Annotated in this window: 20 protein-coding genes and 1 pseudogene; 10 read left to right on the top strand and 11 right to left on the bottom strand. The window is 72.8% G+C overall.

Annotation, left to right across the window (positions count from 1 at the left end):
* Nucleotides 1-93: 93 nt before the first annotated feature.
* The 3 genes from HUT10_RS42830 to HUT10_RS42820 all read left to right on the top strand — a co-directional run bounded on the left by HUT10_RS42830 (nt 94) and on the right by HUT10_RS42820 (nt 2,808).
* A complete protein-coding gene (locus HUT10_RS42830) occupies nt 94-534 on the top strand; it encodes a MarR family winged helix-turn-helix transcriptional regulator (protein WP_176176422.1) in 441 nt (146 codons plus the stop codon).
* Nucleotides 531-1,715: a cytochrome P450 gene (locus tag HUT10_RS42825; RefSeq protein ID WP_176176421.1), complete on the top strand. Its 1,185-nt coding sequence runs from the start codon at nt 531-533 to the stop codon at nt 1,713-1,715. Before HUT10_RS42830 ends, HUT10_RS42825 begins: the two co-directional genes overlap by 4 nt.
* Nucleotides 1,716-1,839: 124 nt before the next feature.
* Nucleotides 1,840-2,808 (top strand): IS481 family transposase, encoded by a 969-nt coding sequence (locus HUT10_RS42820; RefSeq protein ID WP_176176420.1) that lies wholly within the window; start codon nt 1,840-1,842, stop codon nt 2,806-2,808.
* Here the strand turns inward: HUT10_RS42820 and HUT10_RS42815 are convergent.
* Nucleotides 2,805-3,266: a pyridoxamine 5'-phosphate oxidase family protein gene (locus tag HUT10_RS42815; RefSeq protein ID WP_176176419.1), complete on the bottom strand. Its 462-nt coding sequence runs from the start codon at nt 3,264-3,266 to the stop codon at nt 2,805-2,807. The two genes, HUT10_RS42820 and HUT10_RS42815, sit on opposite strands and share 4 nt — an antisense overlap.
* Here HUT10_RS42815 and HUT10_RS42810 point away from each other — a divergent pair.
* Nucleotides 3,265-3,741 (top strand): MarR family winged helix-turn-helix transcriptional regulator, encoded by a 477-nt coding sequence (locus HUT10_RS42810; RefSeq protein ID WP_176176418.1) that lies wholly within the window; start codon nt 3,265-3,267, stop codon nt 3,739-3,741. The genes HUT10_RS42815 and HUT10_RS42810 overlap by 2 nt on opposite strands.
* Before the next feature lie 51 nt (nt 3,742-3,792).
* Entirely contained in the window at nt 3,793-4,122 is a 330-nt protein-coding gene (locus tag HUT10_RS42805) for a nuclear transport factor 2 family protein (protein WP_176176417.1), read from the top strand.
* Here the strand turns inward: HUT10_RS42805 and HUT10_RS42800 are convergent.
* Complete coding sequence (locus tag HUT10_RS42800) at nt 4,112-4,612, bottom strand: PaaI family thioesterase (RefSeq protein WP_176176416.1); 501 nt, start codon at nt 4,610-4,612, stop codon at nt 4,112-4,114. The two genes, HUT10_RS42805 and HUT10_RS42800, sit on opposite strands and share 11 nt — an antisense overlap.
* Before the next feature lie 118 nt (nt 4,613-4,730).
* Here HUT10_RS42800 and HUT10_RS42795 point away from each other — a divergent pair, with 118 nt between their 5' ends.
* The 3 genes from HUT10_RS42795 to HUT10_RS42785 are packed head-to-tail and all read left to right on the top strand — an operon-like array spanning nt 4,731 to nt 8,246.
* The gene (locus tag HUT10_RS42795) at nt 4,731-5,099 is read left to right on the top strand and encodes a helix-turn-helix transcriptional regulator (RefSeq protein ID WP_176176415.1); all 369 of its coding nucleotides are present in this window, start codon (nt 4,731-4,733) and stop codon (nt 5,097-5,099) included.
* 10 nt (nt 5,100-5,109) lie between these two features.
* On the top strand, nt 5,110-5,841 hold the full coding sequence (locus HUT10_RS42790; RefSeq protein ID WP_176176414.1) for an HAD family phosphatase: 732 nt from the start codon (nt 5,110-5,112) through the stop codon (nt 5,839-5,841).
* Nucleotides 5,841-8,246, top strand: a complete 2,406-nt coding sequence (locus HUT10_RS42785; protein ID WP_176176413.1) for a glycoside hydrolase family 65 protein — start codon at nt 5,841-5,843, stop codon at nt 8,244-8,246. The genes HUT10_RS42790 and HUT10_RS42785 overlap by 1 nt, the downstream gene beginning before the upstream one ends.
* On the opposite strand, the gene HUT10_RS42780 is transcribed toward HUT10_RS42785, so the two are convergent.
* Both HUT10_RS42780 and HUT10_RS42775 read right to left on the bottom strand, forming a co-directional pair.
* Complete coding sequence (locus HUT10_RS42780; RefSeq protein WP_176176412.1) at nt 8,227-8,409, bottom strand: hypothetical protein; 183 nt, start codon at nt 8,407-8,409, stop codon at nt 8,227-8,229. The genes HUT10_RS42785 and HUT10_RS42780 overlap by 20 nt on opposite strands.
* A gap of 41 nt (nt 8,410-8,450) precedes the next feature.
* On the bottom strand, nt 8,451-9,392 hold the full coding sequence (locus tag HUT10_RS42775) for a Ppx/GppA phosphatase family protein (protein WP_176176411.1): 942 nt from the start codon (nt 9,390-9,392) through the stop codon (nt 8,451-8,453).
* A gap of 238 nt (nt 9,393-9,630) precedes the next feature.
* Here HUT10_RS42775 and HUT10_RS42770 point away from each other — a divergent pair, with 238 nt between their 5' ends.
* The gene (locus HUT10_RS42770) at nt 9,631-10,239 is read left to right on the top strand and encodes a class F sortase (RefSeq protein WP_176176410.1); all 609 of its coding nucleotides are present in this window, start codon (nt 9,631-9,633) and stop codon (nt 10,237-10,239) included.
* A 44-nt stretch (nt 10,240-10,283) separates the two neighbouring features.
* On the opposite strand, the gene HUT10_RS42765 is transcribed toward HUT10_RS42770, so the two are convergent.
* The 3 genes and pseudogenes from HUT10_RS42765 to HUT10_RS52335 form a co-directional block, all read right to left on the bottom strand.
* Complete coding sequence (locus HUT10_RS42765) at nt 10,284-11,324, bottom strand: LLM class F420-dependent oxidoreductase (protein WP_176176409.1); 1,041 nt, start codon at nt 11,322-11,324, stop codon at nt 10,284-10,286.
* Between the two features lie 82 nt (nt 11,325-11,406).
* Nucleotides 11,407-12,621, bottom strand: a complete 1,215-nt coding sequence (fahA, locus tag HUT10_RS42760) for a fumarylacetoacetase (protein ID WP_176176408.1) — start codon at nt 12,619-12,621, stop codon at nt 11,407-11,409.
* Nucleotides 12,622-13,093: 472 nt separating this feature from the next.
* Nucleotides 13,094-19,715: pseudogene (locus HUT10_RS52335) on the bottom strand (DUF885 family protein).
* A gap of 133 nt (nt 19,716-19,848) precedes the next feature.
* Here HUT10_RS52335 and HUT10_RS42750 point away from each other — a divergent pair.
* Entirely contained in the window at nt 19,849-20,868 is a 1,020-nt protein-coding gene (locus HUT10_RS42750) for an AsnC family protein (RefSeq protein ID WP_176176407.1), read from the top strand.
* Nucleotides 20,869-20,957: 89 nt separating this feature from the next.
* On the opposite strand, the gene HUT10_RS42745 is transcribed toward HUT10_RS42750, so the two are convergent.
* The 4 genes from HUT10_RS42745 to HUT10_RS50150 form a co-directional block, all read right to left on the bottom strand.
* The gene (locus HUT10_RS42745) at nt 20,958-21,887 is read right to left on the bottom strand and encodes an RluA family pseudouridine synthase (protein WP_176176406.1); all 930 of its coding nucleotides are present in this window, start codon (nt 21,885-21,887) and stop codon (nt 20,958-20,960) included.
* A complete protein-coding gene (gene lspA / locus HUT10_RS42740) occupies nt 21,884-22,432 on the bottom strand; it encodes a signal peptidase II (RefSeq protein ID WP_217709802.1) in 549 nt (182 codons plus the stop codon). The genes HUT10_RS42745 and lspA overlap by 4 nt, the downstream gene beginning before the upstream one ends.
* A 131-nt stretch (nt 22,433-22,563) precedes the next feature.
* Complete coding sequence (locus HUT10_RS51940; protein WP_303247005.1) at nt 22,564-22,692, bottom strand: hypothetical protein; 129 nt, start codon at nt 22,690-22,692, stop codon at nt 22,564-22,566.
* A 195-nt stretch (nt 22,693-22,887) separates the two neighbouring features.
* Nucleotides 22,888-23,484, bottom strand: a complete 597-nt coding sequence (locus HUT10_RS50150) for a hypothetical protein (RefSeq protein ID WP_217709690.1) — start codon at nt 23,482-23,484, stop codon at nt 22,888-22,890.
* Nucleotides 23,485-23,500: the final 16 nt, after the last annotated feature.

Here is a 23,500-nt window from a genome sequence, read left to right as displayed (position 1 = left end):
CGTCGTGTCACCACAGAAGTAACAACAAGCTGACTATATTTCGCTGGATAGCCGTTTGCGTCCACGAGTTAGTACTGAATATAGTACTAACTCGTGGACGATGAAGAAACGGTGCAGGCGGTGCGGCGGAGCGTGCTCCGGCTCGCGCGGCGCTTGCGCGGCAGCCGCTCCGCGGGAGCGTTGAGCCCCGCCAAGGTGGGCGTGCTGGGTTACCTCTCCCGGCACGGTGCCAGCAGCCCGGGCGAGATCGCCGCCGCCGACGCGCAGCGGCCGCAGGCGCTGACGAAGGTGTTCACCGAACTGGAAGCCGAAGGGCTGATCAGCCGGTCACCCAACGAAGACGACGGGCGCAGCGTCGTCCTCGACCTCACCGGGCCGGGAGCGGCCGCCCTGGAAGCCGACATGCGCGAGCGCGACGCGTGGCTGGCCGCCGCGTTCGGCGCGCTCGGCGAAACCGAGCGCGGGGTGCTCCGGCTGGCCGCTCCCCTGCTCGAGCGCCTCGCCGACCAGCCCGCCGCGAAGGAGAAGGCATGACCGACGCTTTCCCGCTGCCCCGCACGTGCCCGTACACGCCGCCGCCCCGGCTGGCCGAGCTGCAACGCGACGCCCCGGTCACCCGCGTCCGGATCTGGGACGGCAGCACGCCGTGGCTGCTCACCCGGTACGCGGACGTCCGCGCGGTGCTCGCCGATCGCCGGTTCAGCGTCGACCCCACCCGGCCCGGCTACCCCGCGCGCGGCCCGGCGAGCCGGGGACGGCGGAGCGGCCGCGGCTCGTTCATCTCCATGGACGGCCCCGAGCACACCCGGCTGCGGCGGATGCTCATCGGCGAATTCACCGTGCGCCGCGTCGAGGCGCTGCGGCCGGCGGTCGAGCGCACCGCCGCCACCCTGCTGGACGAGCTGGCCGCCGGACCCCGGCCCGCCGACCTCGTCGGCCGGTTCGCGCTGCCGCTGCCGTCCATCGTCATCAGCGAACTGCTCGGCGTGCCCTACGAAGACCACGCCTTCTTCGAAGACCGCGCCCGCGCGATGCTGGACGACTCGGCCGGCGGCGAGGCCAACCGGGCCGCGACCGCGGAACTCGCCCGCTACCTCGGCACCCTGCTGCACCGGCGAAGCACGCACCCCGCCGACGACCTGCTGAGCAGGCTGAGCGCCGAGCAGATCGCCACCGGTGCGCTCTCGCGGTCCGACGCGGTGGCCACGGCGATCCTGCTGCTGGTCGCCGGCCACGAAACGACGGCGAACCAGATCGCCCTCGCCACCGCGTTCCTGCTCGACAACCCCGAGCACGCCGAGGTCTTCCGCAGCGGCGCCCCGGCAACCGCGGTCGACGAGCTGCTGCGGCTGCTCACGATCACCCACCTCGGCCGCCGCCGCGTCGCCACCGCCGACGTGGAAATCGGCGGCGTCACCATCCGCGCCGGCGAAGGCGTCATCGCCGCCGCCGACATCGCCAACCGCGACGCCGGCGAGTTCGCCGATCCCGACGGGGTGGACCTCGCCCGCAGTCCCAACCACCACCTCGCCTTCGGGCACGGCGAACACCTGTGCCTCGGCCACCACCTGGCCCGCCTGGAACTCCGGGTCGCGCTGAGCGCGTTGCTGCAGCGCCTGCCCGGGCTGCGGCTCGCGGTTCCCACGAGCGAGCTGCCGTTCCGGCACGCGCACCCGATCTACGGCATCGACCGGCTCCCGGTCACCTGGGACTGAGCCGCTAGGTGTAGTGACCATGGACGTTGTTGACCGTTGAGCGGCGCGTCGGGTTGATCAAGGCGAAGACCTCCGTGTGTGGTGCTGGTGTCTGACGCCATCACCGAACACGACGGAGGTCTTCGTGTCCCACCGTAATGCCCGGTTGACCCTGCACGGCCGCCGGTTGCTGATCGACCGGGTCACCGCGGGACGCCCGGTCGCCCATGTGGCCGCCGAACTCGGGATCTCCCGTGCGACCGGGCACAAATGGGTCCGCCGCTACCGCCAGCACGGCGAAGCCGGCCTGCACGACCGTTCCAGCAGGCCCCACCACACGCCCACCCGTCTCCCGGAGCGGACCGAGCAGCAGATCCTTGACCTGCGTCGGAACCGACGTCTCGGCCCGGCCCGCATCGCCGGCATCCTCGGCATGCACGCCTCGACCGTGCACCGCGTCCTGACCCGCCACCACCTGCCGAAACTGGCCTGGCTGGACCGCCCGACCGGACAACCGATCCGCCGCTACGAACGCGCCCGGCCCGGCGAGCTGCTGCATGTCGATGTGAAGAAACTCGGCCGGCTGCGCGAGGGCGGCGGCTGGCGAGCACACGGCCGCGACAGCCTCGAACGCCGCCGCGCCCGCTACGGAGCCCGCGTGGGTTACGAGTACGTCCACTGCGCCATCGACGACCACACCCGCATCGCCTACGCCGAAATCCACCCCGACGAAACCGCCGCCACATGTGCTGGGTTCCTCCGCCGCGCCGCCACTGCCTTGGCTGAGCTGGGCGTCGACCGGATCGAACGAGTCATGACCGACAACGCCCTGGCCTACCGCCGCTCCCACGCCTGGCGTGACGCCCTGGCCAGCATCGGCGCCGAAGCCCGCTTCACCCGCCGCTACCGGCCGCAAACCAATGGCAAAGCCGAACGCTTCAACCGCACCCTCGCCGAAGAATGGGCCTACGCCCAGCCCTTCACCAGCTCACACCACCGCGCCGAAGCCCTGCCAGAGTTTCTCCACCGCTACAACCATCACCGAGCTCACACCTCACTCGGCGGAAAGCCACCTATCACCCGCGTCAACAACCTCACGGGGCACTACAGCTAGGCGGCCCGCCAGGCCTCGCCGCCGGCCGACAGGCGCCAAGGGGTCAGGCGCAGCACGGTGATCTTCGGGTCGCGGTGGTCCTCGCCGCCGAGGATCTTCGGGTCGTAACCCAGCGGTTCCGGCGTCGAGGCGAACAGGTCCCACAGGCGCTTCCGCGTTCCTTCGTCGTCCTCGAACTCCGCGCGGCACTCCGCCACCGCCACCTCGTGCTGCGGGTCCCAGTACGAGCACGACACGTACGGCGAGGCCGCCAGGTGCGCCAGTTTCAGCGGGGTCGGCCGGGTGAACAGCCGGCCGGCCAGGCCGTCCGGGGTGCGCTCCCAGATCGGGTGGACGACCCGGGAACGCGGCCGGCCCCGCCGGTCGACGGTCACCAAGGTGCACCAGACGATCCGGTGCGCGACGCGCACGAACGCTTCCGCCAGCTCGGGCGGCACCCTGCTAGATTCCACAACCATGGTTGTGCATCCTAACACCCTCGACCTCTCGCTGACGGCCCTCTTCGCGGGCTGGGCGATGACGGACGAGGTCCAGCGGCGGCTCGCCACCCGGGGCTTCGGCGAGCTGCGCTTCAACGACGGCGTCGTGATCCAGCACGTCCTGGCCGCACCGCTGTCCATCACCGCGCTGGCCGAGCGAATGGGCGTGACCCAGCAGGCCGCGTCAAAGGCCGTGGCCGACCTCGAACGCCGGGGCCTCCTGCGCCGCGAACCCGATCCGGCGGACGCACGCACGAAGCTGCTGCACCTGACCGAGCACGCACTGGCCGCCGTGGAAGCAACCCGGGTGCTGCGGCGAGAACTCCAGGAGGAAATCGAGACGGAGTACGGCGCCGAGCGGGCCGAAGACGCGCGAAACCTCCTGGCGGCGGTCATCGGCCGCTACGGCGGCGGCGACGCGATCCGCGCCCGCCGCGTCCGGCCGCCGCGCTGATTACCTCCGGCGTAATCGACGGCGCCGCCCGGACGGCCGAGGATCGGCGGCATGAGCGAATCCGCGAAGAACCGCACGATCGTCGTCGAGTGCCTGGAGAACCTGTTCGTGCACAAGGACTTCGACGCCGCCAAGGCCGCGCTGCACCCCGATTTCGTCACCCACAGCCCCGGGCTGCCCTCCGGCCGCGAAGCGTTCACCGAAGCCGTGAAGAACTCGCCGCTCGCCGGCGCGGCCGCGGTGATCAAGCACGTCGTCGCCGAGGACGACCTCGTCGTCGCGCACCTGCACGTGGCCGGGACGGCCGTCGTCGACATCCTGCGTGTCGAGGACGGCCTGCTCGTCGAGCACTGGGACGTCAAGCAGCCGGTCAGCGGGTGATGACGCAGGTCCCCGACGCCGTGGCCAGCAGTCTGCCCTCGGCGTCGCGGATCTCCCCCTCCGCGAACGCGATCCGGGAACCCTCCTTCACCACGCGGCCGGTCGCGCGGATTTCGCCGCGGCCCGCGTGGATCGCCCGCAGGTAGCTCACCTTCAGCTCCACCGACGCGTAGCCGACACCCGCCGGCAGGGTCGTGTGGACCGCGCAGCCGACCACCGAGTCGAGCATCGTCGCCGCCACGCCGCCGTGGACCATGCCGATCGGGTTGTACAGCGACTCGTCCGGCTCGGCGACCGCGACGACCTCGCCGGGTTCGACGCTCTCCCAGCGCAGGCCGAAGTGCGCGGCGATCGGCGCCGGCGGGACGCGGCCCTCGGCGATCGCCCGCATGTACTCCAGGCCGGACATCGTGGCGCCGAGCCGCGCGCTCTCCAGGGGGTCCTGCCAGGTGATGGTCTTCGAACGGACCTGTGCTTCGACGTCGGTCATCCCGGCTCCTCGATTATGACAACTGTCTTAAGCCTCGCCCCCGGGCGGGCGAGCGTCAAGCACCGCGTGACCCAGACCACCGGTGGTCCGCCCGCGCCGCGGGTGGAATCATCCGGGGGTGAGCACCGACCGCAAGCCGATCGACCCGGAACGCGTCGCGGCGGCGGTCGACGGGCTGGGCGACCGCGCCGTCATCGACGAATGGGCCCGCCGCTTCTCCGTGGTCGCCGACCCGTCGCGGCTGGCGCTGCTGGTCTCCATCCACTACGCCCGCGAGATCAGCGTCACCGACCTCGCCGCGGCCACCGGCATGACCGACACCGCGGTGTCGCAGGCCCTGCGGCTGTTGCGGGCGCACGGGCTGGTCACGCCCCAACGCACCGGCCGCGTGGTGCGGTACCGGCTGGCGGACGCCACCGTGCACGAACTCATCCATCACGTGCGTCCCCACCCCGAACAGCACGCGGGCAACCCCGAGGACCGGTAGCGTGCCGGGCATGACGACGGGACTGCCGGAGACCATCACCGCCTGCCTGTTCGACCTCGACGGAGTGCTGACCGGGACGGCGATTCTCCACCGCGAAGCGTGGAAACGGACATTCGACGAATTCCTGCGCGCCCGCGACGGCGCCGGGTTCGCGGAGTTCACCGACCACGACTACGCGGCCTTTGTGGACGGCCGCCCGCGTGCCGACGGCGTGCGGGAGTTCCTGCGGTCACGGGGGATCACGCTGCCCGAGGGCGAACCGGACGACCCGGTGGACGCCCCGACCGTCAACGGCGTCGGCAACCGCAAGAACGAACTGGTCCTCAAGATCATCGACGAGCGCGGCGTGAACCCGTACCCGGGGTCGGTGCGCTACCTCGAAGCGGTCAAGGCCGCCGGGCTGCGGATCGCCGTCGTGACGTCGTCGGCCAACGGCGCCAAGGTGCTCGACGGCGCCGGCCTCAGCGAGTACGTCGAGGCGCGCATCGACGGCATCGTGATCCGGGAACGCCACCTGCGCGGCAAGCCCGCGCCGGACTCGTTCCTGGCCGGTGCCGCCGCGCTCGGTGTCGAACCCGCGCACGCCGCCGTCTTCGAGGACGCCCAGTCCGGCGTCCAGGCCGGCAAGGCAGGCGGCTTCGGCTACGTCGTCGGCGTGAACCGGGCCGACCAGGCCGCCGAGCTCAAGGCCCACGGGGCCGACATCGTCGTCGACGACCTCGCCGACCTGCTGGAGGATTGATGACCGAGGAAGAACCCCGCGGCTACGAATGCTCGCCGTGGGAGCTGCGCTGGCGCGGGATGGACGTCGACGCCCTGCAGCGCACCGAGTCGGCGTTCGCCGTGTCGAACGGGCACATCGGGCTGCGCGGCACCCTCGAGGAGGCCGAGCCGCGCGGCCTGCCCGGCACCTACCTCAACGGCTTCTACGAGCAGCACGAACTCCCCTACGCCGAGGCGGGCTACGGCTACCCCGAAGAGGGCCAGACCGTCGTCAACGTGACCGACGGCAAGATCATCCGGCTGCTCGTCGAAGACGAGCCGCTCGACATGCGCTACGGCGCGGCCACCGCGCACGACCGCGTGCTCGACTTCCGCAAGGGCACGCTGTGCCGCAGCACCGAGTGGTCGTCGCCGACCGGGCGGCGGGTCCGCGTGCGCACCGAGCGGCTCGTGTCGTTCACCCAGCGCGCGATCGCCGCGATCCGGTACGAGGTCGAGCCGCTCGACGAGGACCTGCAGCTGGTCGTGCAGTCCGACCTGCTGGCCAACGAGCCGATCGAATCCGACACCAGCGATCCGCGGGTGGCCGCCGCACTGGAGTCGCCGCTGGTCGGCGAGTTCCACCGCGCGTCGGACTACAACGCCGTGCTGGTGCACCAGACCCGCCGCTCCGGGCTGCGGATGGCCGCGGCGATGGACCACAAGATCGAGGTGGACGACGGGATCCGGGCCCGCATCCACTCCGAGGAGGACCTCGCGCGGCTCACCGTCGCGGTCGACGTGCCCAAGGGCGGGCGGCTGCGGATCACCAAGTTCCTCGCCTACGGCTGGTCGGCGCAGCGCTCGGTGCCCGCGCTGCGCTCGCAGGTCGAGGCGGCGCTCGCCGGCGCCCGCCAGACCGGCTGGAAGGGCCTGCTCACCGAGCAACGCGAATTCCTCGACGACTACTGGCGGACGTCGGACATCGAGATCGAGGGCGACCCCGAGCTGCAGCAGGCCGTCCGGTTCGCGCTGTTTCACATCCTGCAGGCCGGGGCCCGCGGCGAGAGCCGCGCGATCGCCGGCAAGGGGCTGACCGGGCCCGGCTACGACGGGCACGCCTTCTGGGACACCGAATCCTTCGTCCTGCCGGTGCTGACCTACACCATCCCGGACGCGGCGCGCGACGCGCTGCGCTGGCGGCACTCCACAATGGACAAAGCGCGGGAACGCGCGCACCAGCTGGGGTTGCGCGGCGCGGCGTTCCCCTGGCGGTCGATCAACGGCGCCGAGTGCTCGGCGTACTGGCCGGCGGGCACGGCGGCGTTCCACGTCAGCGCGGACATCGCCGACGCCGTCCTGCGCTACCTCAACGCGACCGGCGACGAGGAGTTCGAGCGCGACTACGGCACCGAGCTGCTGCTGGAAACCGCGCGGCTGTGGGCGTCGCTGGGCCATCACGACCGGCACGGCACCTTCCGCATCGACGGCGTCACCGGCCCCGACGAGTACTCGGCGGTGGCGGACAACAACGTCTACACGAACCTGATGGCGCGGCGGAACCTGCAGGCGGCGGCGGAGTCGTGCGAGCGGCACCCGGAGGTGGCGGCCCGGTTCGGCGTCGACACCGTCGAGCTGGACACCTGGCGGGCGGCCGCAGCGGCGATGTTCCTGCCCTACGACGAAGAACTCGGCGTGCACCCGCAGTCGGAGGGGTTCCTCGACCACGACGAGTGGGACTACGCGAACACCGATCAGTCGCACTACCCGCTGCTGCTGCACTACCCGTACTTCGACCTGTACCGCAAGCAGGTCGTCAAGCAGGCGGACCTGGTGCTGGCGCTGCACCTGTGCGGCGACTCCTTCAGCCAGGAGGAGAAAGCCCGCAACTTCGCCTACTACGAAGCGCGGACCGTGCGCGACTCCTCGCTTTCGGCGGGCACGCAGGCGGTCATCGCGGCCGAGGTGGGCCACCTGGAGCTGGCCTACGACTACCTCGCCGAAGCCGCGCTGACCGACCTGCACGACGTCCACAACAACGTGCGCAACGGCCTGCACATGGCGTCGCTGGCCGGCGCGTGGCAGGGCGCGGTGGCCGGGTTCGGCGGCCTGCGCGACCACGGCGGGACGCTGGCGTTCTCCCCCCGGCTGCCCCCGCAGCTGGGGCGGATCACCTTCCGCCTGATGTTCCGCGGCACCCGGTTCCAGGTCGAGATCGACCCGGACCAGGCCACCTACCACGTCGTCGCCGGGGAGCCGCTGGAAGTGCTGCACCACGGCGAGCGCATCACGATCACGGCGGAGCCGCAGCGGTACGCGATCCCGAAGATCGACGCCGGGCCGCCGCCGCAGCAGCCTCCGGGACGCGCGCCGATGCGCCGTGACTCGGAAGCCGTGCGTCAGTACGCGGAACCGGCCAACCCCATCACTGTGGAAGGTCGCTAGCGGCTTCGCGGCCGGGTGGGGCCGGGACCTCCTCGGTCCCGCCCGGGTTCACGTCGGGGTCCGGCGCGGTCGGCACGTCGTGCGTCAGCTTGCCGGGGGTCGGGAGCTTCGGGAGCTCTTCGTCTTCGTCGTCACGGCCGTGGAGGCGCTGCTGCTCGCTCATGCTTTCCGGAATACCCGGTTTTGCCGGTGACGGCCAGCGGTTCAGGCCGCGCGCTTGCCCGCCGCGGCCCGCGCCTTGTCCTGCAGGGTGAGCAGCAGGCCGTCGCGCGTCGACCACGGGCAGATCAGCACCTTGCCGCCGGCGACCGTCAGCAGCGCTTCCGCCACGATCGCGCCGGCCAGGGCCTGGTGGGCGCGGCTGCGGGAAATGCCCGGCAGCTCCGCGCGCCTCGACGGCGGCAGCGCGGCGAGCCGCGGGATCCACGCGCGCAGGTCGTCGAGCCGCAGTTCCCGGCACTTGCCGGGGCGGGCGCCGGCCAGCCGCGCGAGCTGCTGCAGCACCTTCGAGCAGCCGACGACCATCGGGTCGTCGACGTCGGCGGCACCCAGCGTGGTGGTCACGACGTCGAGTGCGTGCGACCGCAGGGCTCTGACCTGCTTTTTCGACACGCGCTCGGACGGCAGCCAGTCCCGCGTCATCGAGCGGGCGCCCAGCGGCAGCGAGCGCGCGAAGGTGGCCTTTTCGCCGGTGCCGGCGGCCAGCTCGACCGTCCCGCCGCCGATGTCGAGCACGAGCATCGCCCCGGGCTCGGCGGCGTACCAGCGGCGGACCGCGAGGTAGGTCAGCTCGGCCTCGCAGCGGCCGGAGAGGAAGCGCAGCTCGACGCCGGTCTCGCCGGCGACGTGCCGGACGATCTCGGCGGAGTTGGCGGCGTCGCGGATCGAGGACGTCGCGAGCGGGTAGACGTCGGGGACGCCGTGGCGGTAGGCCGTGGTCATGCCGGCCGCGACGGCGGCCGTGACGGCTTCGACGCCCCGGTCGGAGAGCCGGCCGTGGACGTCGAGCTCGCGGTCCAGGCGCAGCCGCGTCTGGTGGTTGACCACCGGCTCCCGTGGCGAGCCGTCGACCGGCACCACCACGAGCCGGGCGCTGAACGAACCGACGTCCAGCACACCCACCGCGGGCTTCTCGCTTTTTCGCACTGCTCGGCGCACCTCGCTTCCGCCTGGTGAATATCCCCAGTTCAAGGGCTCGAAACCAGCAATGATGTCCGATCTCACGTCGCGCCGCCGGGCATTTCCGCGAATGAGGCCCTCCGGCGGTGTGTTTCTTACGCGAAGGCCTGCAGGAGATAACCCGATCGAGTGAACCGACCGGGAGTCGGACACGATTCGGTAACGCCCGAGGCCGCTGCGCGATTAATCGGACATCGGAAGCAGCGTGGAGCAGGGTGAACAACGCAACCGGCCGGAGCGGCGAGCCGAGCTCGTGCGGCCGGCCGCCGTCGTGCTCGCGGTCGTGGCCGGGCTCGGCTGCGTCCTGCTCGGCGTGACGTCGGTGCTCGAGCCGTCCCCGGCGGTCACCCCGGCCGCGGACCGGCCCGCGGCGGCCGGCGCGCCGCCGGTGGCGCTGCTCGTCCCGGCCCTGGACCTGACGCTGGACCACGTGGTCGCGCTCGGCCACGTCGGCGGCCGCCGCGAACAGCCCGGCACCGCCGGGGGTGTGGGCTGGTTCGCCGACGGGCCGGTGCCGGGCGCGCCCGGCGTGGCGGTGCTGTCCGCCCACTCCGGGTTCGGCTACTCCTGGGGCGCGTTCGCCCGCTTGGACAAGCTGGCGCCGGGAGCGGCGATCATCGTCCGCGACGCGCGGGAGCACGAAACGCGGTTCACGGTCCGCCGGACCGCCGTGTTCCCGGCGAGCGAGCCGGACAGCACGCTGGTGGCGCCCGAAGGGACGGGCCCGGAGCTGCGGCTGATCACCAGCGACGGGACCTACGACGGCGCGGGCTTCGCCGGCCAGCGGGTCGCGGTCTACGCCACGCCGAGCTGAACCGCGGCGTCGTAAACAGCTCGTCCGCGACGCCGCGGCCGCGGTCAGCCGATCAGCTCGCGCAGCTGCGAAACCGCCGCCACGCGGCCCTCACGGCCGGGCTGCAGCGGGTTGACCACCAGCGTGGTCGCGCCCGCCTCGGCGAAGGCCGCCACGCGCTCCTTCACGTAGCCGGCCGGGCCGACCAGGGAGATGGCCCGCAACAGCTCGAGCGGGACCGCCGCGGCCGCTTCCTCCTTCTTGCCGTCCAGGTACAGGTCCTGGATCAGCTTCGCCTCGGCCTCGTAGCCGTAGCGGCAGGCCAGGTCGTTGTAGAAGTTCTTGCCGCGCGCGCCCATCCCGCCGATGTAGAGGGCCAGCACCGGCCGCACGTGGTCCAGCAGCGGCTCGACGTCGTCGCCGATGGCCAGTGCCACCGTGACGAACGTGTCCAGCTCCCCCAGCGCGGCGTCGCGCTTGGCCTTGCCCTCGGCCAGGGACGCGCCCCAGACGTCGGCCGCCCTCTCCGGGTGGAAGAAGATCGGCTGCCAGCCTTCGGCGATCTCGGCGGTCAGCGCGACGTTCTTCGGCCCGATCGAGGCCAGCAGCACCGGGATCCGCTCCCGCACCGGGTGGTTGATCAGCTTCAGCGGCTTGCCGAGGCCGGTACCCTGCTCCGGCGGCAGCGGGATCGTGTAGTGCTTGCCCTCGTGGACGACGCGCTCGCGGCGCCACACCTGGCGGCAGACCTCGACGATCTCGCGCGTGCGGCCCAGCGGCGCGTCGTACTTCACGCCGTGGAAGCCCTCGATGACCTGCGGGCCGGACGCCCCGAGCCCGAGGATGAACCGCCCGTCGGAGACGAAGTCGAGACCGGCCGCGGTCATCGCGGTCAGCGTCGGCGTGCGGGTGTAGATCTGGAAGATGCCGGACGCCAGCTGGACGCGCTCGGTCTTGGCGGCCAGGTAGCCGAGCTGGCTGACCGCGTCGAAGGAGTACGCCTCCGGCACGAAGACGACGTCGAGGCCGGCCTTCTCCAGTTCGACGACGTCGGCCACGCTTTCGGCGAAGCCTCCGGAGTAGCTGATCCCGGTCCCGATCTTCATGGGCGTCCTTCCGCGGTGAGCGAGCGCTTAGTCGCTGGTCATTATGCGCGCTGCCCGGCCCGCGCCGGTGTGGGTAGCGCCACTATCCGCCCGCGACCACCGTCCCCCGCACCTCGCCGAAGCCGATGCGCGTGCCGTCCGGGCCGGGGGCGGTCGCGCTGATCACCACCTCGTCGCCGTCCTCGAGGAATGTCCTCGTCACGCCGCCGGGCAGTTCCAGGGGCTCCTGGCCGCCCCAGGACAGCTCCAGGAACGAGCCGCGCTGGTCGCGCTCCGGGCCGGTCACCGTGCCCGAGGCGAAGAGGTCGCCGGTGCGCAGGCTCGCGCCGTTGACGGTCATGTGCGCCAGCTGCTGCGGCGCCGTCCAGTACTGCGTCGCGAACGGCGGGCTCGACACCAGGTGGCCGTTGAGGCGGATCTCCATGGCCAGGTCCAGGCCCCAGGGTTCGCTGGTCCGGAGGTAGGCGAACGGCTCCGGGTCCTGCGGCGGGCCGTCGACGCGCGCGTGGTCCAGCGCGGCCAGCGGCACGATCCACGGCGACACCGACGTCGCGAACGACTTGCCGAGGAACGGGCCGAGCGGCTGGTACTCCCAGGCCTGGATGTCACGGGCCGACCAGTCGTTGACCAGGCAGACACCGAAGACGTGCTCGGCGAAGTCCGCCGTGGACACCCGGCTGCCGGGCGCGGACGGGGTGCCGACGACGAACCCGACCTCCGCCTCGATGTCCAGCCGCTGCGACAGTCCGAAGGAAGGCACATCGGCGTTGCGCGGCTTGCGCTGCCCGTGCGGCCGGACGACCGGAGTGCCCGACGCGACGACGGTGCCGGCCCGGCCGTGGTAGCCGATCGGCAGGTGCTTCCAGTTGGGCAGCAGTTCGGTGGCTTCCGGGCGGAAGATCCGGCCGGCGTTGAGGGCGTGCTGCTCGCTGGAGTAGAAGTCGACGTAGTCGGCGACCTCGAAGGCGAGGTGGGTGGTGACCTCGGCCAGCGGCACGAGGTGCGGCCGGAGCTGGTCGGCGTAGCGGGGTTCGGTCAGCCACTCGGTGAGGCTTTCGCGGACCTCGCGCCAGGTGCCGGCCCCGGCGGCGAGCAGCGGGTTGAGCACGCCGGCGGTGAGCAGCGGCGCGAAGGGGGCAGCGGTCTCGGCGGCCGCGGCGGTCAGGTCGAGCACGTGCTCGCCGACGGGCACGCCGACCCGCCGTTCGGGCGCCCCGCCGACGGAGAAGACCCCGTAGGGCAGGTTGCCCAGGCCGAAGGGGGTGTCTTCGGGGAGCTCAAGCCAGGTCAAGTGCACTCCTCAGCCAAGGCGGCTCGTGCCGCCGGGTGGTCGGTCAGGACGAATCGGGCGCCGGTTCGGGCGGGTGGGCGGGTGATCGAACACGGAACTCGCGTGATTCCCGCCGTACCGGCTCCAAACACGCGAGGCCCGGCTCCAAACACGCGAGTTCCCGCTCCAAGCACGCGAGCTCCGGCTTCGGGCACGCGAGTTCCCGCTCCAAGCACGCGAGGCCCGGCTCCAAACACGCGACTTCCGGCTTCAAGCACGCGAGCTCCGGCTCCAAGCACGCGAGTTCCGGCTTCGGGCACGCGAGCCGGCGGTGCGTTCCGCCGCACCCGGGCCGCACCGGCCGACCGCACGCTCGCCCGCCGCAGTCTGCGGCTGCCGCGTGTCGCTCGGGGCAGTACACGCCGCCCGCCCGGCACCGTCGCGGCCCGGGCGCACCGCGGACCGGGTCGGCCTCCCGCGGCCGACCCGGCGGCCCTCGTCACTCGGTTTCCCTTGCGGCCCGGCTCGTCACCCACTCCGCCACCACGTCCGCCAGTACCGGGAGCGGCAGGGTTCCGCTGCCCAGCACCACGTCGTGGAACTCGCGGATGTCGAACGCCTCGCCCAGCTCGCGCTCGGCCTCCGCGCGCAGGCGCTCGATCTCCAAGCGGCCCACCATGTAGCTCAGGGCCTGGCCCGGGTGGCCCGCGTACCGGTCGATCTCCGCCTCGATCTCGATGCGGGCCATCGGGGTATTCTCGACCAGGTAGTCCACCGCCTGCTGGCGGCTCCAGCCCAGTGCGTGCAGGCCCGTGTCCACCACCAGGCGCGCCGCGCGCATCGAATCCTGGGTCAGCAGGCCGAGCCTCGACGTGCTGTCCGAGTACAGCCCCATCTCGTCCGCGAGGCGCTCGGCGTACAGGCCCCAGCCCTCGCAGAAGGCGTTGAACATGGCGACCCTGCGCAGCAGCGGCACGTCGGTCAGCTGCTGGGCGAGCGTCAGCTGGAAGTGGTGGCCCGGCACGGCTTCGTGGAACGCCACCGACTCGCTCAGCGTCCGCTGCCGCTGGTCCGCGTCGCGCGTGTTCGCGTAGTAGGTCCCCGGGCGGGAACCGTCGAGTGACGGATCGATGTAGTAGGCGATCGACCCGCTTTCGGCCTCCGCGTCGGGCACCGGGGCGACCTGGCAACGCTGCTCCGGCACCCGCAGGAACCACTGGGGCGCCACGGCTTCCGCACGGGTGATCGCCGCGCGGGCCGACTCCAGCAGCTCGTCGCCGTCGCGCCAGCGCAGGGCCGGGTCGGTGCGCACGCGCTCGAAAATCTCCGGCAGCTCGGTCGTGCCGAACACCTCGGCGCCCAGCTCGCGGTACTCCGCCGCCAGCTGCTCGATGATCGCCAGGCCCGTTTCGTGCAGTTCCTGCGGGGTGCGCTCGGTCGTCGTCTCCGCCCGGATCAGCGCCGCGTAGCGCTCCGGGCCGCCCGGCAGGTCGCCGATGCCCGGCGACGTCTCGGGCCGGGCCACCGGAATCACTTCGTCGGCCAGGAAGTCCCGGTAGCGCCGGTACGCCGGCCACACCACTTCGGCCAGCAACCGGTCGCGCTCGGCTTCGAGGCCCCGGACCGGCACCTTCAGCGGGTCGTCGTCCGGGGCGGCGAGGTACCGGTCGACGTAGCCGACGCCGATGCGCGCCAGGAACTCCGGCGGCGTCAGGCCCTCGGCGAGCGCCGCCCGCTGCCGCTCGATCAGCTGGTCCAGGTACGTGCCGATCGCGGCGAGCCTGCTCAGGTAGCCGCGCGCCTTGGCGTCGTCGTCGAGGACCGTCTGCGGCAGCGCCATCAGCAGCTCGAGGGCCGGCGCGGCCAGCCCGTCGCTCACCGCGATGTCGGCCCGGCCGGAGTCGAGCACGTCGATCTGGGTGCGCGCCTGCCAGATCACCACGTCCCGGGTGACGCGCTCGGCCGGCGTCAACGCGGCCGCGTCGATCGCCTCCGCGCGCTCGACGAGACCGGCGAGCCCGGCGCGGAACCGGGCGGCGGCTTCGGCGGACTGGTCGGCCAGCTTGTCGTGCGTGCCCGGCAGGCCGTACAGCGACGGGAACAGCGGCTGCGCCTCGAACATCAGCTCCAGGCATTCGTCGGCCAGCTTCCCGGGCGTGTCCCGGTGCCCGGCCACCCACTCCGCGACCACGCCGGACAGCACCGGCAACGGCAGGGTTCCGCTGCCCAGCACCACGTCGTGGAACTCGCGGACGTCGAACGCCTCGCCCAGCGCCTGCTCGGCCTCCGCACGCAGCCGCTCGATCTCCAGCCGCCCCACCATGTAGCCCAGCGCCTGGCCCGGATCGGCGGCGTAGCGGTCGATCTCCGCCTCGATCTCCAGCCGCGCCATCGGCGTGTGCTCGGCGAGGTAGTCGACGGCCTGCTGCCGGCTCCACCCGAGCGCGTGCAGCCCGGTGTCGACGACCAGCCGGCCCGCCCGCATCGAATCCTGGGTCAGCATGCCCAGCCGCGAGACGTCGTCGGAGTACAGGCCCATCTCGTCGGCCAGCCGCTCGGCGTACAGCCCCCAGCCCTCGCCGTACGCGTTGACGTGCAGGATCCGGCGCAGCAGCGGCAATCCGGTGAGGCCCTGGGCGAGACACAGCTGGAAGTGGTGCCCCGGCACGGCTTCGTGGAACGCGATCGCCTCGCTGGTGAACCGCGGCCGCTTCTCCGCCTCGAACGTGTTCGCGTAGTACGTGCCGGGCCGCGTGCCGTCGAGCGACGGCCGCAGGTAGTAGGCGATCGTGCCGCTCGCCGCGTCGGCCTCCGGCACCGGCGCGACCTGGCACTGCTGCTCCGGCACCCGCGAAAACCACTGCCCCGCCACGGCTTCCGCACGGGCAATGGCGGCCCGGGCCCCGGCCAGCAGCTCCTCGCCGTCCCGCCAGCGCAGCGCCGGGTCGGTCCGGATCCGGTCGAAGATCTCCCCGAGATCCGTGGTGCCGAACAGCTTCCCGCCCAGCTCGCGGTACTCCCCCGCCAGCTTCTCGATCAGCGCGAGGCCGGTTTCGTGCAGTTCCTGTGCCGTGCGCTCGGTGGTCGTTTCGAGGCGGATCAGCGCGGCGTACCGCTCCGGCCCGCCCGGCAGGTCGCCGATCCCCGGGGACGTCTCGGGCCGGGCCACCGGCGCGAGCTCCTCGGCCAGGAAGGCGCGGTAGCGTGCGTACGCGGGCCGGACGACTTCGGCGATCAGGCGATCGCGCTCGGCTTCGAAGCCTTCGAGCGCGTACGCCGGTGTCACCCGCAGCGGGTCGTTCTCGGGCGCGCCGAGGTAGCGGTCGACGTACTCGATGCCGATGCGCACCAGGAAGCCCGGCGGCACCCGCCCTTCAGCCGCCGCCGCACGCTGCCGCTCGACCAGCGCGTCGAGGTAGCCCGCGAAACCGGCGAGCCTGCTCAGGTAGCCGCGGGCCTTCGGCTCGTCGTCCAGCACCGTTTGCGGCAGGTAGAGCAGCAGCTGCAACGCGGGAGCGGCGATCCCGTCGCTGACCGAGATGTCGGCACGGCCGGAATCGATCTCGTCGATGGCCGCCTTCGCCTGTGACAGCACGACTTCCCGGGTGACGCGCTCCTCGGCGGGCAGCCCGGCGGTGTCGAGGGCTTCGGCGCGCGCGGCGATCGCCGCGTAACCCGCGCGCAGGCGGGCTTCGGCCTCCGCGCTCGGGTCGGGCAGCCGGCTGTGGTCACCGGGCAGGCCGTACAGCGACGGCAACAGCGGCTGCCGTTCGAAGTCCAGCGCGAGCAGCTCGTCGGCCAGCTTCCCGGGCGTGTCGAGCTGCCCGGCCACCCAGTCCTCGACCACCTTGGCCAGCGCCGAGAGCGGCAGCATGCCGTGGCCCAGCACGACTTCGTGGAACCCGCGGATGTCGAAGCGCTCGCCCAGCGCCTGCTCGGCTTCGGCGCGCAGCCGCTGGATCTCCAGCCGCCCCACCATGTAGCCGAGCGCCTGGCCCGGCCAGCCGATGTACCGGTCGATCTCCGCCTCGATCTCCAGCCGCGCCATCGGCGTGTTTTCGACCAGGAAGTCGATCGCCCGCTGCCGGCTCCAGCCCAGCGCGTGCAGGCCCGTGTCGACGACCAGCCGGCCGGCCCGCATCGAGTCCTGCGTGAGCATGCCCAGCCGCGAGACGTCGTCGGAGTACAGGCCCATCTCGTCCGCGAGGCGCTCGGCGTAGAGCCCCCAGCCTTCGGCGTAGGCGTTGAACATGCCGATCCGCCGCAGCAGCGGCAGGTCACGCAGTTCCTGGGCCAGGCTCAGCTGGAAGTGGTGCCCCGGAACGGCTTCGTGGAACGCGATCGCCTCGCTGGTGAACCGCGGCCGCTTCTCCGCCTCGTGGGTGTTCGCGTAGTACGTGCCGGGCCGCGTGCCGTCGAGCGACGGCTGGAGGTAGTAGGCGATCGTGCCGCTCGCCGCGTCGGCCTCCGGCACCGGAGCGACCTCGCACTTCTCGGCCGGGATGCGGGAGAACCACCGCGGGGCGACGGCTTCGGCGCGGGCGATGGCGTCCCGCGCCGCGGACAGCAGCTCCTCGCCGTCCCGCCAGCGCAGCGCCGGGTCCGTGCGCAGGCGCTCGAAGATTTCGGCGAGCTCGGTGGTGCCGAACACCTTCGCGCCCAGCTCGCGGTACTCCCCGCGAGCTTTTCGATCAGCGCCAGCCCGGTTTCGTGCAGCTCCTGCGCGGTGCGCTCGGTGGTGGTCTCCGCGCGGATCAGCGCGGCGTACCGCTCGGCCCGCCCGGCACGTGCGAGATGCCCGGGGCGGTGTCGGGCCTGCCGGCCGGCTCGACCTCGTCACGCAGGAAGTCGCGGTACCGCGCGTACGCGGGCCGGACGATGTCGGCGAGCAGCCGGTCTCGCTCGGCTTCGAAGCCTTCGACGGCCGCCGTCGTGCCCACCTTCAGCGGGTCGGTTTCCGGCGCGCCGAGGTAGCGCTCGACGTACTCGATGCCGACGCGGGCCAGGTACGCCGGCGGCACCAGCCCTTCGGCCAGGCTCTCGCGCTGCCGCTCGGTCAGCTGGGCGAGGAACGGCTCGATCGCGGCGAGCCGGGCCAGGTAGCCGCGCGCCTTCTTCTCGTCGTCCAGCCGATAGTACGGCAGGTACATCAGCAGGCCGAGCGCGGGCGCGGTGAGCCCGTCGCTGACCGCGAGATCGGCGGTCCGCGCGCCCAGCCGATCGGCCTCCACCTCGGCGGAGGCGATCACGACCTCGCGGGTGACGGCTTCCTCCGGCGTCAGTCCGTCGGTGGCCAGGGCCCGGGCGCGGGCCGCGATCGCCGTGTACGCCTCGCGGTAGTGCTCCTGCGCGGCCCGCGTCTGGTCGGCGAGCCGGTCGTGGTCGCCGGGCAACCCGAGCACCGACGGGTTCAGCGGCTCCTGTGCGAAGGACAGCTCGACGAGCTCGCTCGCCAGGCCGTCGACGGTGTCACCGTGCCCGGCCACCCATTCGTCGACGACCGAGTCGAGCACCGAAAGCGGCAGCTGGCCGCCGGCCAGCACGAGGTCGTGGAAGGCGCGGACGTCGAACCGCGAGCCGAGCCGCTGCTCGGCGCGGGCCCGGGCGCGCTGGATCTCCCGCCGCCCCACCATGTACCCGAGCGCCTGGCCCGGCCAGGCGATGTAGCGGTCGACCTCGGACTCGATCTCCAGGAGCGCGCCCGGCGTGTGCTCGGCGAGGTAGTCGACGGCCTGCTGCCTGCTCCAGCCCAGCGCGTGCAGCCCGGTATCGACGACCAGCCTGCCCGCCCGCACCGAGTCACCGGCCAGCATGCCGAGCCGGGCGATGTCGTCGGAGTAGAGCCCCATCTCGTCGGCCAGGCGCTCGCTGTAGAGCCCCCAGCCCTCGACGTAGGCGTTGAACACCCCGATCCGGCGCAGCAGCGGCAGCTCGGTGCGCCCCTGGGCGATGCTGAGCTGGAAGTGGTGCCCCGGCACGGCTTCGTGGAACGCGACCGACTCGGCCATGTGCCGGAGCCGCTCGGTGGCCTCGTGGGTGTTCGCGAAGTAGATGCCCGGCCGGGAGCCGTCGGCGGCCGCGCGCAGGTAGTAGGCCGCCGGCGCGCCGGGCGCGACCTCCGCCGGCACGGCTTCGACCGTGCACTGCTGTTCGGGGATCCGGCCGAACCACTTCGGCGCTTCGGCGGCGGCACGGGCGACGGCCGTGCGGGCGGTCTCCAGCAGCTCGTCCGCACTGCGCCAGCGCAGCGCCGGGTCGGTGCGCAGGCGCTCGAAGATCGCGGCCAGGTCGTCGGTCCCGAACACCTTCAGCCCCAGCTCGCGGTACTCGGCAGCGAGCGCCTCGATGGTGTCGAGGCCGATCCGGTGCAGCTCGGCGGGGGTGAGCTCGGTGGTCGTGTGCAGCCGCGCCAGCCGGGCGTAGGTCTCCTCGCCGCCGGGCAGCCACGACACGCCGGGCCGGTCCGCGGGCCGCCCGTGCGGCTTGACCTCGGTGACCAGGAACTCGCGGTACTCGGCGAAGGCCGGGCGGACGACGTCGGCGAGCAGCTCCTCCCGCCGCCGCTCGAACTCCTCGTCCGGCGCCGGCTGGCGGCGCAGCGGGTCGGCGCCGGGTTCGGCGAGGTAGCGGTCGAGGTGGGCGACCGCGGCGTCGACCAGGTGGGCCACCGGCAGCAGGCCGCCCGCGATGCCCTCGGCGTGCCGCTGCGCGGCCTGGCGCAGGTAGCCGGGGATCGCGGCGAGCCTACCGAGCTGGGCCTCCGCGGCTTCCCCCGCCGTCACCGTCGTCATCGGCAGCGCCATGAGCAGGCCGGCCGCCGGACCGGTGGACAGGTCGGTGACGGTGAACTCGGCCAGCCGGCTGTCGATCGAGGCGATGCGGTTCTCGGCCGTGGTGATCAGCACCTCGCGGGTGATCCGGTCTTCGGCGTCTTCGGCGGGCAGGGCTCGGGCGCGATCGAGGAACGCCACGAGCCGAGCGCGGAACGCCTGCTCGGCTTCGGCGGACAGGTCCGGCAGGCCGGGCTCCGCCGGGCGGATGCCCAGCAGCGCCGGCGTCAGCGGATCGGCGGCGAACATCGCTTCGACGAACTCGTCGGCGAGTTCGGTGACCGCGGTCATGGCAGGACCCCCAGCTTCGGCTGATGTGCTCAAGGCCGACCCTAACGGAGATCACCGACAGAAACGCCGCGCCGTTCGCCCGCGGCGGACGGCCTGCGGCGTCGCGGATCGGCCAGGCGGTAGCGTTCTTCAGGTGGCCGTGACCGATCCCGTGGATACCCGCCTGCTCGCCGCGCTCGCCGAACTCGGCAAGGCGGCGGTGCACGAGCTGGCGGCCAAGGTCGGCATGGACCCCCGCGAGGTCGCCTACCGGCTGGTCGCCCTCTCCGGCAGCGGGCTGCCCCTGCTCGTCGGCGTCGAAAGCGACCCGAACGGCCTGCGCGCGGCCATCGCCGGCGCGCCGCCGTCGTGGGCGAACCGGCCGCCGCAGTTCCCGCCCCCCTCGCAGCCGGTGCCGCAGCAGCCGGCCCCGCCGATGCCGCCACCGGTCCAGGGGACGCCGTCGGGGCCGTACACCGTCCAGGGCGTCCCGTCCGGGCCGTACACCGTGCAGGGCGCGCCCTCCGGGCCCTACACCGTCCAGGGCACGCCGTCGGGGCCGCACCCCGTCCAGGGCACGCCGTCCGGCCGCTACCCGGGCCCGCCGCCCCAGGCACAGCCGCCGCGCCCGCCCCGGCCGTTCACGCCGCCGCCGGTCCCGCTCGACCCCGCCGTGAGCACCTGGGGCGTGCCGCAGACGGCGTCGTGGGCCCGCGGCGACGAGCCCGCCCGGCCGTCCGGTCCCGCGGCAGGCAGGAAGGGCAGGCTCGGCGAGGTCATGGAGACACAGGGCCTGGAGGGCGAGCAGCTGTCGGTGCAGCTGCTCGAGGTCCAGGACCCGGCCGACTACCTGTTCAGCGCGGCCGGCTACCGGCTGGAGGACGGCGAGCGCGCGGTGGTCGTGCACACCGAGATCACCAACCGCGGGGCGATCCCGTTCGCGTCGCTGCCGGACAACTACCTCGAGCTGCTCGCCGCCGACGGCCAGGCGATCGGCAAGGCGCCGGTGTCGCTGACCTCGCGGCCGCCGCACAAGATCGGCGTCAAGCCGGGCGAGACGCTGGGCGGGCACACGGTCTACGTGCTGCCGGACGCCACCCGCGTCGTCTCGGTGCGCTGGAGCCCGCGGCCGGAGCCGGACGAGCGCACGCTGACCTGGTCGATCGAGGATTGAGGCTTGTTCTGGTCAGCCCGCCGCGGCCCACGCGGAGACCGGCGGCCGCTCGAGGAGTTCTGCGGCGGGCGACGGCAGAACAAGCCTCACTAGTAGCTTTCCTCGCGCAGGATCTCGAGGGCCTTCGCGAGGTCGTCCGGGTACTCCGACTCGAACTCGACCCAGCGGCCGTCGGCCGGGTGCGCGAAGGCCAGGGTCTTCGCGTGCAGCCATTGACGGCTTAGGCCGAGGTGGCGGGCCAGTACCGGGTCGGCGCCGTAGGTCAGGTCACCGACGCAGGGGTGCCGCAGCGCCGAGAAGTGGACGCGGATCTGGTGCGTCCGCCCGGTTTCCAGCTTGATGTGCGCCAGCGACGCCGCCCGGAACGCCTCGACGACCTCGTAGTGCGTCACGCTGGGCCGGCCGCCCTGGACGACGGCGAACTTGTAGTCGTGGCGCGGGTGGCGGTCGATCGGGGCGTCGATGGTGCCGCGCATCGGGTCCGGGTGGCCCTGGACGATCGCGTGGTAGCCCTTGTCGACCGTGCGCTCCTTGAAGGCGCGCTTCAGCACGGTGTAGGCGTGTTCGCTCTTGGCCACCACCATCACGCCGGTGGTGCCCGCGTCGAGCCGGTGGACGACGCCCTGGCGCTCGGCCGCGCCGGAGGTGGCGATCCGCAGGCCGGCCGCCGCGAGGCCGCCGACGACGGTCGGGCCGGTCCAGCCCGGGCTCGGGTGCACCGCGACGCCGACCGGCTTGGAGATCACCACGATGTCGTCGTCGTCGTGCAGGATCTGCATGCCTTCGACCGGCTGCGCGACGACCTCGACCGGGTTCGACGGCTCCGGCAGGGTGATCTCCAGCAGGCCGCCCCCGGAAAGGCGGTCGGACTTGCCCGCGCGACGGCCGTCGAGCAGCACGTCCCCGGACTCGGCGAGCTCGGCGACGACCGTGCGGGACAGTCCGAGCAGCTTGGCGAGGCCGGCGTCGACCCGCATCCCGTCGAGCCCGTCGGGGACCGGGAGCATCCGCGAGCTCACGCCTGCTCCTCCTGCGTCTCCTGGGCCTGTTCCTTCTTCTTGTCCTTGGTCGAGGTGCCGTCGTAGTCCTTGCCCAGCAGGGACAGCAGCACGATCAAGGCGCCGCCGACGCAGATCGCGGAGTCGGCGATGTTGAAGATCGCGAAGCCCTTGCCGTTGGGGGCGAAGGCCGAGATGAAGTCGACGACGTGGCCCTGCAGGCCGCCGGGCGCGCGGAAGATGCGGTCGGTCAGGTTGCCGGTGGCCCCGGCGAGCACCAGGCCGAGGCCGATCGCCCAGCCGATCGAGCGCAGCCGCCGCGACAGCCAGATGATCGCGATGACCACGGCGAGCGCGACCAGGGCGAGCACCCACGTCATCCCGGTGGCCATCGAGAAGGCGGCACCGGGGTTGCGGATCACCTGCAGGTAGATCAGCCCGCCGAGGACCTTGACCGGCTCCTTGCCCTCCAGGTTGGCCACGACCAGGTTCTTCGTCACCAGGTCGATCGCCCAGAACACGACGGCGACGGCGAAGACCCAGCCGACCCGCCGCTTCGGCAGCAGCGGCTTCGCCGGGACCTCCGGGTTCTCGGGCGCGTCGGCGGCCGGATCGGGACCGGCTTCGGCGGCCGCGGCGGTGTCGGGTTCGGAGTGGCTGGGCTCGGTGCTCACCGGTCCATTGTCCACGGCGCTGGTCAGGCCGTGGCGGGCCCGTCCGGGCGCGGCCGCACGAGCACGGCGAAGGCGCCCGCGAACAGCACGCCCGCGGCCGCGAGCGCGCCGGGGACCGGGGGCAGGAACACGGTCGCGACCAGCGCGAACACCCCGGCGACCCGAGCACGAACCGGCCCGGACGCCAGGGCCGCAGCTGCCGCCGGTACCAGGCGGCCACGGCGAGCGCGCTCGCGTAGGTCGTGCGGCTGGGCTCGGCGGTGGGGAGGCCGGGGCGGCCACGTCACGAGCAGCGCGAGCCCGGCGCGGCCAACGGGAACCAGGCCCTCCGCGGACTCCCCATCGGGTCAGGGCATCGAGCTCGGGTTTCCCCGCAGCAGGGCGACGAGCGCGGCGGCGAGCAGGATCATCGCCGAGGCCAGCATGCCGGCCATGTCCGCCGAGAGCACCACGGCGACCAGGGCGAACGCCGCCGCCGTCAGCAGGACGAACCGGCTGCGCTCGTACGCGGCGAGCAGCAGCAGGCCGAGCGTGGCCAGGAGCGGGCCGCGCAGGCCGTCGCCGAGCCGGAACTGCCAGGACCCGACCAGGTCGAGCAGCGGGACGGCGAGCAGCGCGGCGATCGTGCCGAGGGCGAACCACCCCACCCGGCCCGGTCGCCGGGCGAACGCGTACCAGACGGCCGTGCCGAGGACCGCCACGCCGAGCGTGACCAGCCACACCGGCCCGGCCGGGAGGCTGCTGTCCCCGACGTGGAAGTCCAGCGGCCACCGCAGTGCGCGGCTGTACTCGGTCGCACCGGGTGGGACCGCCGGTGACAGGAGGAGGTTCGCGGACTCGCTTTCGGCCGGGCTCCGGCGCCACAGCAGCTGCACGGTGACCGCGCCGATCTGCGCGAAACCCAGCAGTGCCAGCGGAAACCAGTAACGCGGCCCTCTCCCCATCGGCCCAGGCTAGCGC

The organism is Amycolatopsis sp. Hca4 (assembly GCF_013364075.1).
Taxonomy (GTDB): domain Bacteria; phylum Actinomycetota; class Actinomycetes; order Mycobacteriales; family Pseudonocardiaceae; genus Amycolatopsis.
The sequence above is the reverse complement of the archived record's forward strand: the minus strand, read 5'-3'. Positions and strand labels throughout refer to the sequence as shown.